Annotated in this window: 14 protein-coding genes; 5 read left to right on the forward strand and 9 right to left on the reverse strand. The window is 73.9% G+C overall.

Features of this window, described 5'->3' with window-relative positions; translation table 11 throughout:
- Positions 1-14 precede the first annotated feature (14 nt).
- Positions 15-2,315: a formate C-acetyltransferase gene (pflB, locus tag ACF9IK_RS35650; protein WP_395298201.1), complete on the forward strand. Its 2,301-nt coding sequence runs from the start codon at positions 15-17 to the stop codon at positions 2,313-2,315.
- An 81-nt stretch (positions 2,316-2,396) separates the two neighbouring features.
- The gene (gene pflA, locus ACF9IK_RS35655) at positions 2,397-3,182 is read left to right on the forward strand and encodes a pyruvate formate-lyase-activating protein (protein WP_395298202.1); all 786 of its coding nucleotides are present in this window, start codon (positions 2,397-2,399) and stop codon (positions 3,180-3,182) included.
- Between the two features lie 482 nt (positions 3,183-3,664).
- On the opposite strand, the gene ACF9IK_RS35660 is transcribed toward pflA, so the two are convergent.
- The 3 genes from ACF9IK_RS35660 to ACF9IK_RS35670 form a co-directional block, all read right to left on the reverse strand.
- A complete protein-coding gene (locus ACF9IK_RS35660) occupies positions 3,665-4,198 on the reverse strand; it encodes a flavodoxin family protein (RefSeq protein WP_395298203.1) in 534 nt (177 codons plus the stop codon).
- A 97-nt stretch (positions 4,199-4,295) separates the two neighbouring features.
- Complete coding sequence (locus ACF9IK_RS35665; protein ID WP_395298204.1) at positions 4,296-5,195, reverse strand: universal stress protein; 900 nt, start codon at positions 5,193-5,195, stop codon at positions 4,296-4,298.
- A 65-nt stretch (positions 5,196-5,260) separates the two neighbouring features.
- Positions 5,261-5,542, reverse strand: coding sequence for a dsRBD fold-containing protein (locus tag ACF9IK_RS35670; RefSeq protein WP_395298205.1), 282 nt, complete (start codon positions 5,540-5,542; stop codon positions 5,261-5,263).
- Positions 5,543-6,092: 550 nt separating this feature from the next.
- Between ACF9IK_RS35670 and ACF9IK_RS35675 the strand changes: the two genes are divergently transcribed.
- Positions 6,093-6,806: a hypothetical protein gene (locus ACF9IK_RS35675; protein WP_395298206.1), complete on the forward strand. Its 714-nt coding sequence runs from the start codon at positions 6,093-6,095 to the stop codon at positions 6,804-6,806.
- A 129-nt stretch (positions 6,807-6,935) separates the two neighbouring features.
- Here ACF9IK_RS35675 and ACF9IK_RS35680 read toward each other — a convergent pair whose 3' ends face one another.
- Positions 6,936-7,556: an L-threonylcarbamoyladenylate synthase gene (locus ACF9IK_RS35680; protein WP_395298207.1), complete on the reverse strand. Its 621-nt coding sequence runs from the start codon at positions 7,554-7,556 to the stop codon at positions 6,936-6,938.
- A gap of 360 nt (positions 7,557-7,916) precedes the next feature.
- Positions 7,917-9,035 (reverse strand): serine hydrolase domain-containing protein, encoded by a 1,119-nt coding sequence (locus ACF9IK_RS35685; protein ID WP_395298208.1) that lies wholly within the window; start codon positions 9,033-9,035, stop codon positions 7,917-7,919.
- 182 nt (positions 9,036-9,217) lie between these two features.
- On the opposite strand from ACF9IK_RS35685, the gene ACF9IK_RS35690 reads away from it, so the two are divergent.
- Positions 9,218-9,892: a TetR/AcrR family transcriptional regulator gene (locus ACF9IK_RS35690; protein ID WP_395298209.1), complete on the forward strand. Its 675-nt coding sequence runs from the start codon at positions 9,218-9,220 to the stop codon at positions 9,890-9,892.
- Between the two features lie 207 nt (positions 9,893-10,099).
- Here ACF9IK_RS35690 and ACF9IK_RS35695 read toward each other — a convergent pair whose 3' ends face one another.
- On the reverse strand, positions 10,100-10,453 hold the full coding sequence (locus ACF9IK_RS35695; RefSeq protein WP_395298210.1) for a hypothetical protein: 354 nt from the start codon (positions 10,451-10,453) through the stop codon (positions 10,100-10,102).
- Positions 10,450-10,986, reverse strand: coding sequence for a hypothetical protein (locus ACF9IK_RS35700; protein WP_395298211.1), 537 nt, complete (start codon positions 10,984-10,986; stop codon positions 10,450-10,452). The genes ACF9IK_RS35695 and ACF9IK_RS35700 overlap by 4 nt, the downstream gene beginning before the upstream one ends.
- A gap of 203 nt (positions 10,987-11,189) precedes the next feature.
- Here ACF9IK_RS35700 and ACF9IK_RS35705 point away from each other — a divergent pair, with 203 nt between their 5' ends.
- A complete protein-coding gene (locus ACF9IK_RS35705) occupies positions 11,190-13,283 on the forward strand; it encodes a SpoIIE family protein phosphatase (RefSeq protein WP_395298212.1) in 2,094 nt (697 codons plus the stop codon).
- Between the two features lie 180 nt (positions 13,284-13,463).
- Here ACF9IK_RS35705 and ACF9IK_RS35710 read toward each other — a convergent pair whose 3' ends face one another.
- Positions 13,464-13,904: a VOC family protein gene (locus tag ACF9IK_RS35710; protein ID WP_395298213.1), complete on the reverse strand. Its 441-nt coding sequence runs from the start codon at positions 13,902-13,904 to the stop codon at positions 13,464-13,466.
- A gap of 262 nt (positions 13,905-14,166) precedes the next feature.
- On the reverse strand, positions 14,167-15,183 hold the full coding sequence (locus tag ACF9IK_RS35715) for a LacI family DNA-binding transcriptional regulator (protein WP_395298214.1): 1,017 nt from the start codon (positions 15,181-15,183) through the stop codon (positions 14,167-14,169).
- Positions 15,184-15,206: the final 23 nt, after the last annotated feature.

Genomic DNA, 15,206 nt, shown 5'->3' on the forward strand with positions numbered 1-15,206 from the left:
GAAGGGACACCGAGATGACCACCTCGCAGCACACCCCCCGCCCGGACGCCGGGGGCGGCCATTCCACCGGGGACGGCTCCTCCGCCTGGGGCGGCTTCCGCGGCGGAGCCTGGCGGGACGCGATCGACGTCCGCGACTTCATCCAGCACAACTACACCCCGTACGAGGGCGATGCGGCCTTCCTCTCCGGCCCCACCGAGCGGACCGCCGAGGTGTGGCGGCAGATCACCGACCGCTTCCCCGAGGAGCGCGCCAAGGGTGTGTACGACGTCGCGTACGACATCCCGTCCACCATCACCGCGCACGCCCCCGGCTGGATCGACCGGGAGCGGGAGCTCATCGTCGGCCTGCAGACCGACGCTCCGCTCAAGCGCGCGATCATGCCGAACGGCGGCTGGCGGATGGTCGCGGGAGCCCTGAAGACGTACGGCTACCCGGTCGATCCGCAGCTGGAGACGGTCTTCACGCGCTACCGCAAGACCCACAACGCCGGCGTGTTCGACGCCTACACCCCCGAGATCCGGGCCGCCCGCAAGGCCGGAGTCATCACCGGCCTGCCCGACGCCTACGGACGAGGCCGGATCATCGGCGACTACCGCCGCGTCGCCCTCTACGGTGTGGACCGCCTGGTCGGGGCGAAGCTCGCGGAGAAGGCGGAGCTCGACGACGCCCCCACCGACCCGGGACGGCTGGAGGAGACGATCCGCGAGCGCGAGGAGCTCGCGGAACAGATCCGGGCGCTGGGCGAGCTCAAGGAGATGGCCGCGGCGTACGGGTACGACCTCTCCGGGCCGGCCCGCACGGGCCGGGAGGCGATCCAGTGGCTCTACTTCGCCTACCTGGCGGCGGTCAAGGAGCAGAACGGGGCGGCCATGTCGCTCGGCCGCACCTCGACCTTCCTCGACGTCTACCTCCAGCGCGACCTCACCACAGGTCTACTGACGGAGGCTCAAGCCCAGGAGCTGGTCGACGACTTCATCATCAAGCTGCGGATAGTCCGCTTTCTGCGCACCCCGGAGTACGACGAGCTGTTCTCCGGGGACCCCACCTGGGTGACCGAGTCGATCGGCGGCATGGGCGCGGACGGCCGTACCCTCGTCACCCGGACCTCCTTCCGCTACCTGCAGACCCTCTACAACCTGGGCCCGGCCCCCGAGCCCAACATGACCGTCTTCTGGTCGCCGCGACTGCCGCGTGGCTTCAAGGAGTTCTGCGCCCGGGTGTCGATCGACACCTCCTCCCTGCAGTACGAGTCGGACGAGCTGATGCGCCCGCGCTTCGGCGACGACACCGCGATCGCCTGCTGCGTCTCCGCGATGGAGGTCGGAAAGCAGATGCAGTTCTTCGGGGCCCGGGTCAACCTCGCCAAGACGCTGCTCTACGCCGTCAACGGCGGGCGGGACGAGAAGTCCGGCGAGCAGGTCGGCCCGGCCACCGCACCGGTCGGCGGGGACGTGCTCGACTACGAGGAGGTGCTGGCCCGGTTCGACGAACAGATGGAGTGGCTCGCCGCGACCTACGTCCACGCGCTCGACGTCATCCACTACATGCACGACCGGTACGCCTACGAGCGGCTGGAGATGGCCCTGCACGACCGCGACGTCCGGCGCACGATGGCCTGCGGCATAGCCGGGCTCGCGGTGGCCGCCGACTCGCTCGCCGCGATCAAGTACGCCAAGGTCACCCCGGTGCGGGACGCGACCGGGCTCGCCACCGACTACCTGATCGAGGGCGACTACCCGGCGTACGGCAACAACGACGACCGCGTGGACGCGATCGCGGTCCGGCTGGTCGAGGAGTTCATGCGCAAGGTCCGCAAGCACCCCACCTACCGCGGCGCCGAGCACACCCAGTCCGTCCTGACCATCACCTCCAACGTGGTCTACGGCAAGAAGACCGGCAACACGCCGGACGGCCGCCGGGCCGGCGAGCCGTTCTCCCCGGGAGCCAACCCGATGAACGGCCGCGACCGCCACGGCTACGTCGCCAGCGCGCTGTCCGTCGCCAAACTGCCGTACGAGGACGCCGAGGACGGCATCTCGCTCACCAACACCGTCGCCCCGGACGCCCTCGGCCGCACCGAAGCGGAACGGATCGCCAACCTGGTCGGCGTGCTCGACGGCTACGTGGCGTGCCACGGCTTCCACATGAACGTCAACGTCCTCAACCGGGACACCCTCCTGGACGCCATGGCGCATCCGGAGAAGTACCCGCAGCTGACCATCCGGGTCAGCGGCTACGCGGTCAACTTCGTCCGGCTGACCCGGGAGCAGCAGCTCGACGTGATCAACCGCACCTTCCACGACGCCCTGTAGCCAGCCCCCTGCACGCGGTGCCGACGCCTCCCCGACGCGCGTCGGCACCGCACCCGGGAGCACCCAGGAGAAGGAGCCCCCGTGGCCCAGAACGACCAGACCGCCCCCGCCGTGGCCGACGGCGCCGCCCGGCCTCCGGTGACCGGAAGGCTCCACTCCTGGGACCTGTCCACCGGCGTCGACGGCCCCGGCACCCGCTTCGTCACGTTCCTCTCCGGCTGCCCGCTGCGCTGCCTGTACTGCCACAACCCGGACACCCGCCACATGCGTGACGGCCGTCCCTGCTCGGCCGAGGAGATCGTCCGGGAAGCCGCCAAGTACACCGCCTTCATCCGCGCCTCGGGTGGCGGCGCCACCGTCAGCGGGGGCGAGCCGCTCCTCCAGCCCGCGCTCACCGGCGAACTGCTGCACCGCTTCAAGCACGAACTCGGCCTGCACACCGCCCTGGACACCTCCGGCTTCCTCGGCGCCCGCGCCACCGACGCGTTGCTCGCGGACACCGACCTCGTCCTGCTCGACATCAAGTCCTGGGACCGCGCGCTGTACCGGCACCTGACCGGAGAGGAGCTCGCCCCGACCCTCGCCTTCGCCCGCCGCCTGGCCGAACTCGGCCGGGAGGTCTGGGTCCGCTTCGTCCTCGTTCCGCACCTGACCGACCCCGCCGCGAACATCGAGGGCGTCGCCGCCTTCACCGCCGAGCTCGGCAACGTCACCCGGGTCGACGTCCTGCCCTTCCACAGGCTCGGTGCGGCCAAGTGGAGTGCTCTCGGCCTCGACTTCCCCCTCGCCGGCACCCCGGTGCCCACCCCCGGGCAGGTCGCCGAGGCCCGAGCCGTCTTCACGGCGCACGGCCTGTACGCGGTCTGACGTTCCGTTCCTCCGCCGCGCGGCGGACTCCACCGGGATCAGGACCTTGCGCGTCCTGCCGCGAAGGAGCCGCGCTCGCACCCCAGGGGGAGAAGGAGCCGGGGGCCGATGACGGGAACGCCGCCGGCGCCGGACATCGGCCGCGTGGACCGGGCCGCGCTGCTCGGCCGTGCGGCCGACGTCCGCGAGGTGCACGCGCAGGCGTGCGGCCGGCCGCGGTGGAACGAGGCCGACCTGGCGGCGGCCTGCCCGGCCTGCCCGGTCGGGAGGGTCGGGCAGCCCGGTCGGGTGCTCGCCGTCGCGATGCAGGGCGACCGGCCGCCTGCACTCCGCTACCGCCACCGGTCCCGGGCCCGCGCCTTCCGCGCCCCGCTCGGCTCCCCGAGGGCGGTCAGCGGCCCGGCGTCGAGCACCGGGGCCCGTGACGCGGGTGGAGCGGCACAGCCGACGGGGCCCGGGCGGTCGGAGCAGCCCGGCACCGGTCAGACCAGCGCGGCGCCCCAGGCGCGCGCCCGCTCGATCTCACCCTGGCGCAGCGGGCCGTCGCCCTCCTCGACGATGAACCCCTCCGGCTCGACGACGACGTCGTAGTGGTGGCTGTTGAGCCGTTTGGCGATGCCGTTCGCGGCCCCGCCGCTCCTCCGCATGTCGGCGCGGGTGTCGAAGGCCGCCGCGTGGATGCCGTGCCCGGTCTTCGGAAGCGAGTGGAACCAGGAGCGCAGGCCGGGGCCCTCGGCGGTCTCGTACGCCTCGCGTGCGGCGTCCTCGTGGCCCTCCTTCTTCGCCTCGGCCATGGCGGCCATCCGGCGACTGGCGCCGGAGGACATGCCGTGCATGTGGGTCGGTCCGCCGACGACCAGTAGGTCTGCCGTGCGGGTCGTCTCCGTGTCCGCCCGGGCCACGGGCAGGCAGTCGACGGACGCCTCCGGATCGGCCTGGTGGACGCCCTCGGCGATGGCCTCGGCGATCTCGCGGGTGTTGCCGTACATGCTCTCGTACACGATGACGGTGTGCATCGATCCCACCTCCTGACACCAGTCTGGCGCGGCGGGGGGGCCGGGACCTGGGCCGTTCGTACCAGGCGGGGGAGCCGACCGGCCTTCCGTGCCGGCGTCAGGAGTACGAGACGACCGCGACGGGGCACCGGACGTGGTGGATCACGGCGTGGGCCACCGGCCCGAGGTGCGCGCCGATCGGCGCGTGACGGACACGGCGGCCGACCACCACGAGGCCGGCGCCGTCGGCCGCGGAGTCGACGACGGCGGCCGCCGCGTGGCCGCGAAGGAGCTCGGCGTCCACGGTCACCCGGGGGTGGCGCGACCGCCACGGGGAGAGCGTGTCCTCGAACTGGCGCTGCTCGGCGGCCGAGAGCTCCTCGTCCATGCTGCCGATCGCGGCGAACGCCATGTACTCGCTGCCGGTCGGCGGCATCCAGGCGTGCACCGCCCGGAGCGGCACCGAGCGCAGCCGGGCGGCCTCGAAGGCGAAGGCGATGACCTCGTCGCAGGCGTGCCGGAGATCGAGTCCGAGCACGACGCAGCCCTCCGCCGCGGCGGCCGCCGCCGGTCCGCCGGAGGCCGGGCCGCCGGCCGTCGGGCCGTCCTCCTCCGCGCGGACCAGCACCACCGGGCAGGCGGCCCGGCGCAGCACCTCCTGGCTGACCGAACCGACCAGGAAGCCGCGGAGTGCGCCGAGCCCGCGCGAGCCGAGCACCAGCATGGTGGCGTGCCGGCCGGCCGCCTCCAGGGCCTCGGCCGGGTCCTCGGGGACGTGGGTCGACGTGACCTCGGCGCCCGCGGCGAGCACAGACCGGAGCTCCGCCTCCTTGTCGGCCAGTTGCCGGCGACTCCAGGCGATCGCGTCATCGGTGCCGAGGACGTCTGTCCTCGGCCACGGCCACGCCTCGACGAGTTCGAGCGACAGGCCGCGGAGCAGCGCCTCACGGGCGGCCCATCCGGTCGCGGCGACGCTCTCCGGCGAGCCGTCGAAGCCCACCACGATCGGTCCGCTCATGCTGTCCTCCCTGTGATGTCCGTCGGTGTCCGCCGACCCCGGGGCACGGCCGTGACCGCCGGCGGTCAGGCGGGGCCGGACCTGTCGTTCGCGGTCGCGTCGGCCATCCCGGACCGCAGCAGCAGGTGCCCGAGTTCGACCAGGGCGCGCCCGGCCGCGTACTCGTCGCCGATCTCCGGCACGGGCGGGTCGTGCGGGTTGCGGTGGGCCTCGGTGCGGCTCTCCAGCGTCTTGTCGCCGGTGTCCAGCACGGCGTGGACCTTCGTGACGTCCCCCTCCTCGAAGAGGTCCAGTCGCAGAGCCCAGCGCTTGGTACGGACGGGGCCGGCAGCGGCGCTCTCGTTCATGGGCGGTTCTCCTCACGTGCGGCGCTCTCCGGCCGGCCGAGCGGTCGGCCCGCGGGAGCCTTCCCGCACCTCCATGGTGGGCCGAACGGGCCGCACCGGCACGGGGAGGGCCGCGGCGGCACGGGCGCGGACCGGCGGGCGCAGGCCGCGGACCGGGTGGGACGTGCGGACCGGGCCCCGACCCGCCGGCCGGGGGCCGCCGCGCGATGCCGTGCCGGGGGGTCGGCCGGCGCTCCGAGGGGCCGCGTGCCGACGGGCAGGCGGGGAGGAGCGGTCCGAGCGGTCTGCGGACCGCCTCGGACAGCCTGTTCCCGGCCTGGCGTGGTGGGCGGTGTGAGGGCCGTCGGCGGCGGTTCCCCACCCCGCCGGGAATGGACACGGGGATCCGGGCGCCTAGATCGGTCATGTTCCGGCCAAGTTGCGCTGTCCACTGCTTGCACACCGGACGTGCACGTGATCTCCGCACTAGGGTGGGGCCGATCCACCGCTTGGTTACCCCCGACCAGCGGGCGTCGCGCACGCCCGCCGCCAGGACTGGAGTGAACCGACCATGAATCCCCGTCATCTGTGGAAGCGTCTGACCGGCGCGGTCGTGCGCCGCGGCATCGGCGCGACCGTAGGCGCACTCGCGCTCGTCGCCGCCTTCGTTCTCGCCGGCACCGCCACGGGCGCGTCGAGCGCGGCCGCCCAGCCGTCCGGCCTGACCGGCTCCGGCCGGTGGTCCTGCGCCGGCGCGCCCATCCCGAGCGGGTACGTCCTCACCGGCTACAACTCGGCGGGCTGCAACGGCCGGGGCTCCTGGTACCAGGAGCCGGTCAAGGACGGGATGTGGACCTGCGGCGGCTCCCCGGTCGTCCCCGGCTACGTGAGCACCGCCTACAACAAGGCCGGCTGCAGCGGCGTCGGTTCCTGGCGGCACAACCTCGCCAAGGACGGCATCTGGACCTGCGGCGGCTCCCCGGTGGTCACCGGGTACGTCATCACCGCCTACAGCCGCACCGGCTGCCAGGGCGTCGGCGCCTGGCAGCACAACCTCGCCAAGGACGGCATCTGGACCTGCAGCGGTTCGCCGATCGTCGCCGGCTACGTCACCAACGACTACCTCCGCTCCGGCTGCAACGGCGTCGGTGCCTGGAAGCACCGGATCGCCAAGGCGGGCATCCTGACCTGCCCCGGCTCGCCCATCCCGCCCGGCTTCCGCTCGACCACGTTCCAGGCGGGCGGCTGCGGCGGCCTCGGCGCCTGGCTCCTCGCCCGCGCCTGACCGCCGGGCGGCGGTCGACCCCGGCCGGGCTGTGTCGTGCCGCCCGGCTGCGGGCTGCTCGCGACTCTCGTCGACCCGCCGGGCCGCACGGCCCGGCGGAGTCCGGGGCAGGTGCGCAGGCCCGGACCGTCACTCGAAGCGTGAGGGGTCGCCCGCCCCGCGTCGGACGATCTCCGGCTCGCCGCCGGAGAAGTCGACGACCGTCGTCGGTTCCGTGCCGCAGTCGCCGGAGTCCACCACGGCGTCCAGCACGTGGTCGAGGCGCTCCTTGATCTCCCACCCCTGGGTCATCGGCTCGTCCTCGCCCGGGAGGATCAGGGTGCTGGAGACCAGGGGCTCGCCGAGCTCGGCGAGCAGGGCCCTGGCGACGGTGTGGTCCGGGATCCTGACCCCCACCGTCTTCTTCTTCGGGTGCATCAGGCGCCGCGGAACCTCCTTGGTGGCGGGGAGGATGAAGGTGTAGCTGCCCGGCGTCGCGGCCTTGACGGCACGGAAGACGGTGTTGTCGAGCTGGACGAACTGCCCCAGCTGCGCGAAGTCCTCGCACATCAGGGTGAAGTGGTGGCGCTCGTCGAGGCGCCGGATCGACCGGATCCGTTCGAGGCCGTCGCGGTCGTCCAACCGGCAGCCCAGGGCGAAACAGGAGTCGGTCGGGTACGCGATGAGGGCCCCGGACCGCAGACTTGCGGCCACGGCGCCGATGGTGCGCGGCTGGGGGGACTCTGGGTGCACGTCGAAGTACTTCGCCATTGGCCGACCCTACGGTATCCCGGTCCCCGATCGGCACAGCCGCGACCTCCCGCCGTCGTGGCAGTGGACATGGCGGCAACGGCTGCGGCGCGCCCGCCGGGCGGACCCGGGGTGGCGAGGCGGCGGGTGGCGAGCGGGACCGTCTTCGCGAACCGGGCCTGCCGGCGCGGCGGGTGGGACTCGGCTTCACCGGGCGGACCGGCACGGAGCCGGCGTCGCCCGTGCGACGCTCGCGGTGGTCGGGCAGGGCCGACGGCTCTCTCCGGCCGCCACGGGGAGTGGCTTCTCGCCGCTCCGGGCCCGGCGAAGGCGCCCCCGCAGTGCGCTGCCGCCGCTCGGGGGCGCCCGCTGCGGGCCGGCTCAGCCGTACATCGCCACGCGGTACAGGGCCGCGAGCGCGTCGTCGATCGGATGGGGCTGCGGCCTGCCCGAGGAGTCCAGCCTGTTCCACCTCTGCACGTTCACCGCGAGCGCCATCTGCCGCCTGCCGTCGGCGCGGGTCATGGCCAGCGCTCCACCACCCCAGACCGTGCCGCCGTGGCCCCAGAAGGAGTCCTGACCGGCACCCTCCATCGGATGCAGGCCGAGGCCGTAGTCGACCGTCCTCATCTCCTGAGAGACGATCCGGACGGTGCGCTGCATCTGCGCCAGCGACGACGGGCTGACGATCTCCCCGGCCAGCAGCATGCCGTAGAAGCGGTTGAGGTCCGAGACGGTCGATATCAGCGAGGCCGCCGGTCCCACCCATGACATGTCGTAGACGCCGTAGTCGCGCGGCGGGTCGATCATGCCGAACCACGACTCGTAGAGCTGCGAGTGCGGCCCGTCGACGTCCGGTCCGGTGGGGAACCCGGTGTCCCGGAGCCCGGCGCGCTCGATGACGTCCCGGCTGATGCACCGTTCGGCCGTAGTGCCGGTCACCCGTTCCAGAAGTTGGCCGAGGAGCAGGTAGTTGGTGTTGGAGTACAGCCCGGGCGTACCGCCCGGGGCGCCCACGGGAGGTGCGGTGACCCCCATCCCGATCAGTTCGACGGGGTCGAACCGTGTGAAGCGGTGGTCGTCCAGGCTCTGCGGCCCGGTGTCCGCGAGGACGGGGTAGGCCTTGAGGGAGGGGTAGGCGTACGGGAGGTACTCGGCCAGGCCGCTGGTGTGGTTCAGCAGCATCCGGACCGTGATCGCGTCACCGCGTTCGCCGGGGACCAGCTCCGGAAGGTACCGGCCGATCGGCGTGTCGAGCCCGATCCGACCGGCCTCCACCTGCTGCAGCACCGCGGCGGCGGTGAAGGTCTTGGTGATGCTGCCGACACGGTGCCGCATGCCGGCGGTGACGGGGCGGCCGGTGGCGACATCGGCGACCCCGGCGGCGCCGCGCCAGACCCGGTCGCCGTCCCGCACCTCGGCGAACAGGCCCGGCACCCCGGCGCGGTGGACGGATTCGACGGCGGCGTCCAGTGCCGCGCAGTCCAGTGGGTTCTTCACGTCATGCGTCCTTTCGTCTTCCCCGGGCGACCTTCGCATCGGTCACCTGACCCGGGACAACAAGGGCACAAGGGGGCCCGCCTCCTGCCGGCCCCGCCCGACAAGCTCACGTCCTCATTATGCACGCACTGCGTGCAACGCCAAGTGCATAGGTTAGGCTGAGATCCGGCGAGAGGAGCGGCATGGCAGGCCGAAGGCGTTGGTCGACCGAGGAGATCCTGGACGCGGCGGCGGAGCTGCTGCGCACGAGCGATGCGGAGTCGTTCAGCGTGCGCAAGCTGGCCGCGGTCCTCGGGACCGACTCCTCCAGCCTCTACCGGCACTTCCGGAGCAAGACCGAACTGCTGCGGGCGGTCGCCGACCGGATTCTCCTCACCGCCATGGAGGGCCACCGCGCCGAGGGGGACTGGAAGCAGCGCATCACGGCCCTGGCCCTGCGCGTGAGGGACGCCTTCGGTCAGCAGCCCCAGCTCGCCGCGGTCTGGGGGCGCTACGCGTCGAGCGGCACCGGCTCCCGGCTGGTGATGGAAGAGGCGCTACAGGCGCTGCGCGCCTCGGGACTGCCCGACGAGGACGTCCCGGTGTTCTACCACCGGATCGCCGTCCTCATCGCCGCACTGGTCGCCTCCGAGGCCGGGGTCAGTACGGTCACCCCGGAAGAGCGCGAACAGGGCATGGAGCTGTTCCGCGTGGCGGTACTGGGCGCCGACCCCGCGCGCTTCCCGGCCCTGGCCCACTTCGCCCGTGACGTCCGCCCCCTCGGGGCGGACCGCCGCGCCGCGTTCGAGGACATCCTCGCCGCCCAACTCGGCCACCTGGAGGCCGCAGTCCGCCCGAGCCGGGGCGTGTCTCGTTGATCAGGCGGGGGCGCCGGTCGGTGAAGGCGCCCGAGCAGCCGCCGCGCCTCGGCCGGCCGGTCGGAGCCCGGGTGCGGCGTCCACCGGGCCCGCGTCCTTCAACGTCTTGAGGTGGTTCGACGGGCTGGTCTGCCGGGCCCTGTCCAGCCGGGACGCCGCCTCCGTCCCGCGGCCGTGGGCCCCCTGCTCCAGACCGTGGTGCCCGCCCTACTCGTGGACGGAGGCCCCCGGCGGGTGCCGGCGGTGGCCGCACACCCAGGCGAGGGCCTCGTAGACGCCGCGGGCGTAGTCCAGCTGGAAGGAGCGGCCGTTGTGACCGAGCAGTTCGGTGCGGGCGGCGTCCGTCTCGGCCAGGAGCCGTGCGGGGCAGGGGACGCCCGGCAGGGACGTCGCGGTGATGGGCGCGGCCTCCCGGTGACCCAGGGCCCAGCGCAGTCCGGCGAGGACTCCGCGTCCGTAGCGCCCGCTGCAGAACGGTGGAGTGTCGACCCGGGCGAGTACGCCTTCGAGATCCTCCGGGGCCCGTGAGCCGTCCGCAGGGCGAGCGGGCCGGGCGGTCACGGGCCCACACTGCCCTTCCCGGCGAACGGCCGGCCCGGGTCCGCCCGGAGGACGAGTACGGTGAGCGGAACGCGCAGGTAGAGGTGCTCCCACAGGCGGCGGAGCGCGACCGCGACCGGCTCGCCGGCGAACCGCACGCCGAGGCATCGGAGCTGCGCCACGGCGTCGGCCACCAGGTCGGTGTCCACGCGCACCTGTTCGCCGACGGGACTCCCGGCGGCGAACAGGTCGCCGATGCGGGCGGCGAGCCGGTCCCGGCCGGGACGGTCCCCGGCCGCTGCCGGAGACAGCGGCTGTTCGTCCGCGCAGGGCGGGCCCGCGGTCCGCAGTGCCGCACGGAGACCGCCCGCCACGACGCCGGCCTTCGGCCCCGGGTCGTCGGCGCCCGGGTCCGCGAGGCGGTCGAGCACTTCGGCGACCGTGGTCAGCACGGCGGACTCCATCTGGACCGCCGCCTGCCGGGGACTGCGGGCGGTCACGGTCGCGGTCACGGTCACGGGGACGGGCGCGGTGAGGTGGCTGGTGTGGTCCATGGGTGCCAGCCTGTCCCCGCCCGGGGACGGCGTGCGAGCGGAGACCGCCCGCCCAGGTGAACCTCCGGGCCGCCGACCGGTGGCTCCGTCGGTCGCCGCCGGCCTTGCCCTCGTGCCCTTGGGGCGCGTTCCCGGCAGGCAGAATGGGAAGGGAGCAGCCGTTCGCTCGACCTGTCCCACCGGTGGTGTGAGGAGGTGGCGGCATGCCGGATCGACTGGGACCGTCCGATGCGGCCCTGGCCGCGGGCGGCCTGCTGGACGTCCTCGGTGTGGCCGCCGTCGTGGTCGACGAGAAGGGCCGGATCGCGCTCTGGAGTCCGCCGGCGGAGGACCTGTTCGGCTACGCCTGCGACGAGGCGCTGGGGCGCGGTGCCGTGGACCTGCTCGTCGGGGCGGACCGCCGCGATGCCGTGCTGGAGGCGTTCGACCGGGTGATGGCCGGCGAGGGAACGTGGGCCGGGGCGTTCCCCGCCCGCCACAAGGACGGCCACACGGTCCTGGTGGAGATGCGCAACATGCGCCTGCAGGCCTCGTCCGGTACCTGGTACGCGCTCGGGATCGCCTCCTCCCGCGCGACCCTCCAGCGGGTGGAGCGGGACCTGGCGCTGTCGGTGCGCATGGTCGACCAGGCCCCGATCGGCCTCGCCGTCCTCGACCAGGACCTGCGCTTCGTCCTGGTGAACCCCGCCCTGGAGCGGATCAACGGCGTACCGGCGGCCGGACACCTCGGCCGCACCCCGGGCGAGGTGCTGCCGCACCTGGACGTCGCCGCCATCGAGGACCGGATGCGGCAGGTCCTGGCCACCGGCCGGCCGGTGCTGGAGGACTTCACCACCGGGTACACGCCGCACGACGGCGGCGAGCACGCCTGGACGTCCTCGTTCTACCGGCTGGAGGACCAGGTCGGCCGGGTGTTGGGCCTGGCGATCTCGGTCATCGACGTCACCGAGCAGTACCGGCAGTCCCTCGCCGCCGCCCGGGCCCGCCGCCGCCTCGCCCTGATCGCCGATGCGTCGATCCGGGTCGGCACCACGCTGGATCTCGCCGCCACCGCCCGGGAGCTGACCGAGGTGATCGTGCCCGAGGTCGCCGACATCGCCGCCGTCGACCTCCTGGACGCCCTGCTTCCCGGCGCGGCCGGCAACCCGAACGACGGGGGGCCGCCGGCCTTCCGCGCGATGGCCCTCAAAGCCGCCCAGCCCACGGCGGCCACCGCGGCCGCCGACCCGGTCGGCGAGGTGACGCACTACCACGCGCAGCGGCTCGTGACCCAGGCCGCCAGCGGCGCCCACCCCGTCCTCGTGCCCCACGTGAGCGCCGGCGACCTCCCGCGGATCGCCCGCAGCGATCAAGCGGCCCGCCTCCTCGCGGAAGCCGGCGTCCACTCCTACCTGGCGGTGCCGCTGACCGCCCGCGGCCAGGTCCTCGGCGTCCTCGACCTCAAGCGCACCCGCAACCCGGCCCCGTTCGACCGCGACGACTCCCTGCTCGTCACCGAACTCGCCGCCCGTGCCGCCGTCGCCATCGACAACGCCCGCTGGTACCAGCACCAACGTCACACCACGCTCGCCCTGCAACGCCACCTCCTGCCGCCCCGGCACGCCCCCCATCCGCCCGGCCTCGCGATCGCCCACCGCTACCAGCCCGCCAGCGCCACCGACGACACCGGCGGCGACTGGTTCGACACCATTCCCCTTCCCGGCGACCGCACCGCACTCGTCGTCGGCGACGTCATGGGCTCCGGCATCAACGCCGCCGCCACCATGGGACAGCTCCGCACCACCACCCGCGCCCTGGCCCGACTCGGCCTCGACCCCGGCGACCTCCTCACCCACCTCGACACCACCACCCGTGACCTCGGCGACGCCATGGCGACCTGTCTCATCGCCCTCTACGACCCCGCCACCGGCCGCTGCCGCCTCGCCGACGCCGGTCACCCGCCACCCGTCCTCACCCGCCCAGGCCACGCCCCTCACCCCGTCCCACTGGACCCCGGCCCGCCACTCGGCGTCGGTGGCCTGCCGTTTCCCGCCCATGACCTCACCCTGCGGCCCGGGGACGATCTGGTCCTCTACACCGACGGCCTGATCGAGGTCCGCGACCAGGACATCGACCAGCGCCTGCACGCCCTCACCGACCTGCTCGCCGGTTCCCGCCGCCCCCTCGACGACACCTGCGACCTCCTCCTGGCCGCTCTGCGCCGGCCCGACACCCACGACGACGTCGCCCTCCTCATCGCCCGCGTCCTCGCGACCCCGGCCGACTCCTCGGATCCGTCCTCGGATCCGTCGCCGTAGAACCCCGGGCGGACGCGAGGCGGGCCCTTCCCCGGCCCGGCCGCCGCCCCGCACCCGGATCCGGCCGCTTCCGGAGGAGGACCGGGACGAGGCGGTGGTCCCGGAGGACCGCGCGCCCGCGGAGAGGGGTCTGACCGCCCGGATCGGGGATGCCGTCCGCGCCCGGGGGGATCCCTCGCGTCAGTGCAGTTGCTCGGCCAGTCCGATGATGACGCCCTCCGGGCCGCGGACATAGCAGAGCAGATAGCTGTCCTCGAACCGGGCGATCTCGCCGAGGAGTTCGGCGCCGTGAGGGCGCAGGCGGGCCACGGTGTCCTCGATGTCGTCGACGGCGAACATGACGCGGTGCGTGCCCAGGACGTTGTGCGGCCGGTTGCGCGGCCCGGCGCTGATCACCGCGGGACTGTGGTACTTCGCCAGCTCCAGCCGGCTGTGACCGTCCGGGGTCCGGAGCATCGCGATGTCACAACGGACGCCGTCGAGTCCGGTGCACTGGTCGGCGAAGCGGCCCTCGACCTCCGCCCTGCCGTCCGGTTCCATCCCGAGTTCCACGAAGAACGCGATGGCGGCATCCATGTCCTCGACGACGATGCCGACGTTGTCCATCCGCTGAATCGCCATGCGACCCTTCCTCCCGTGGTGGAACCGATGTCTCGTCGGCAGCGCCGACGGCCGGCTTCGACGACCTCTGCATCGGTGTGCACCGCGTACAGCTCCGCCTCCGCCCGCCGGACGGCCGGTACGGCCTCGTGCAGCCCGGTCCGAGCGCCTGCCGCAGTAGGGCGGACTTCTCGTACCGGATGCCGTGGGGCACCAGTATGGCGGTGTCGGCCGCCTCGACGGGCTCTTCGGCGGCGGCGACGCGCAGCCCGCCGGCGCGGGATCAGCAGGTGCGGCCCCAGGCCCGCCCGGCCGTGGACTCCCGTACCTTCAGCGCCCACTCGTGCCGTCGCACGGCTCCGGGCTCGGCCGATCCCGCCAGCAGATCGCTGAGCAGGGCGGCGCACGCGCGCCCGTACTCCGACGGGCGCAGGTCGACCGCGGTGACCTGGGGGCCGGAGCCGCGCGTCGCCGCGCCGTCGACGCAGGCGGCCACCAGCAGGTCCGACCCGACCTGCAGGCCTGCCCGTGCCGCGGCCGTCAGCACGCCCGGAACCGCACCGTCGGGGGCGCACACCACCGCGTCCGCGCCCGAGGCCCCGCCGATCAGGCCCGCGGTGGCCGCCTCGGCCTCGACCGGCGTCGTGGCGAACGGCACCGTCCGCACGGTCACCTCGATGCCCTCGCGCCGGCTCCAGGCAACGGCGGCCGTCCGGAGTGCGGCGGCCCAGTCGGAGCCGGGACCGGGGACGAGCAGCGCCGGGCGCCGCGCGCCGCGCTCCGCCAGGTGGTCCAGCAGCGCGACCAGCGAGGCGGCGTTGTCGCACACCACGGCACCGCTCGGTGCGACGCCCCCGCCCAGGTAGCGCTCGCCCGTGACCACCGGGACGCCGGCGCCCAGCAGGTCGGGCACCTCCGGGTCGTCGACCTCGGGGTCGATCACCAGGAGACCGTCCACCCGCGCGGCGAGTCCTGTGCCGGCCGCCGTGCCGGGTGCGAGCAGGACGAGGTCCAGCCCGTCCTGCCTGGCCCGCTCGACCGCGCCGAACGCCAGGTTCATGTAGTAGTCGAGGCGGGTCGCGGTGCGCGGCAGGTGCAGTCCGATCGCGCCGGTGCTGGCACGGCGCAGGCTGCGCGCCGCGGTGTTCGGCCGGTAGCCGAGTTCCCGGGCCACGTTCCGGATGCGCTCGCGGGTGGTCTCCGAGACCCGGCCGGAGCCACCGAGCGCGTTGGAGGCGGTGCTCTTGGACACCCCGGCCGCCCGGGCCACGTCGATGAGGGTCACGGAGCGGCTGGTCACAGCCCGGAAGTCTAGACGCAGTC

The organism is Kitasatospora hibisci, assembly GCF_043950205.1.
Classification (GTDB): domain Bacteria; phylum Actinomycetota; class Actinomycetes; order Streptomycetales; family Streptomycetaceae; genus Kitasatospora; species Kitasatospora hibisci.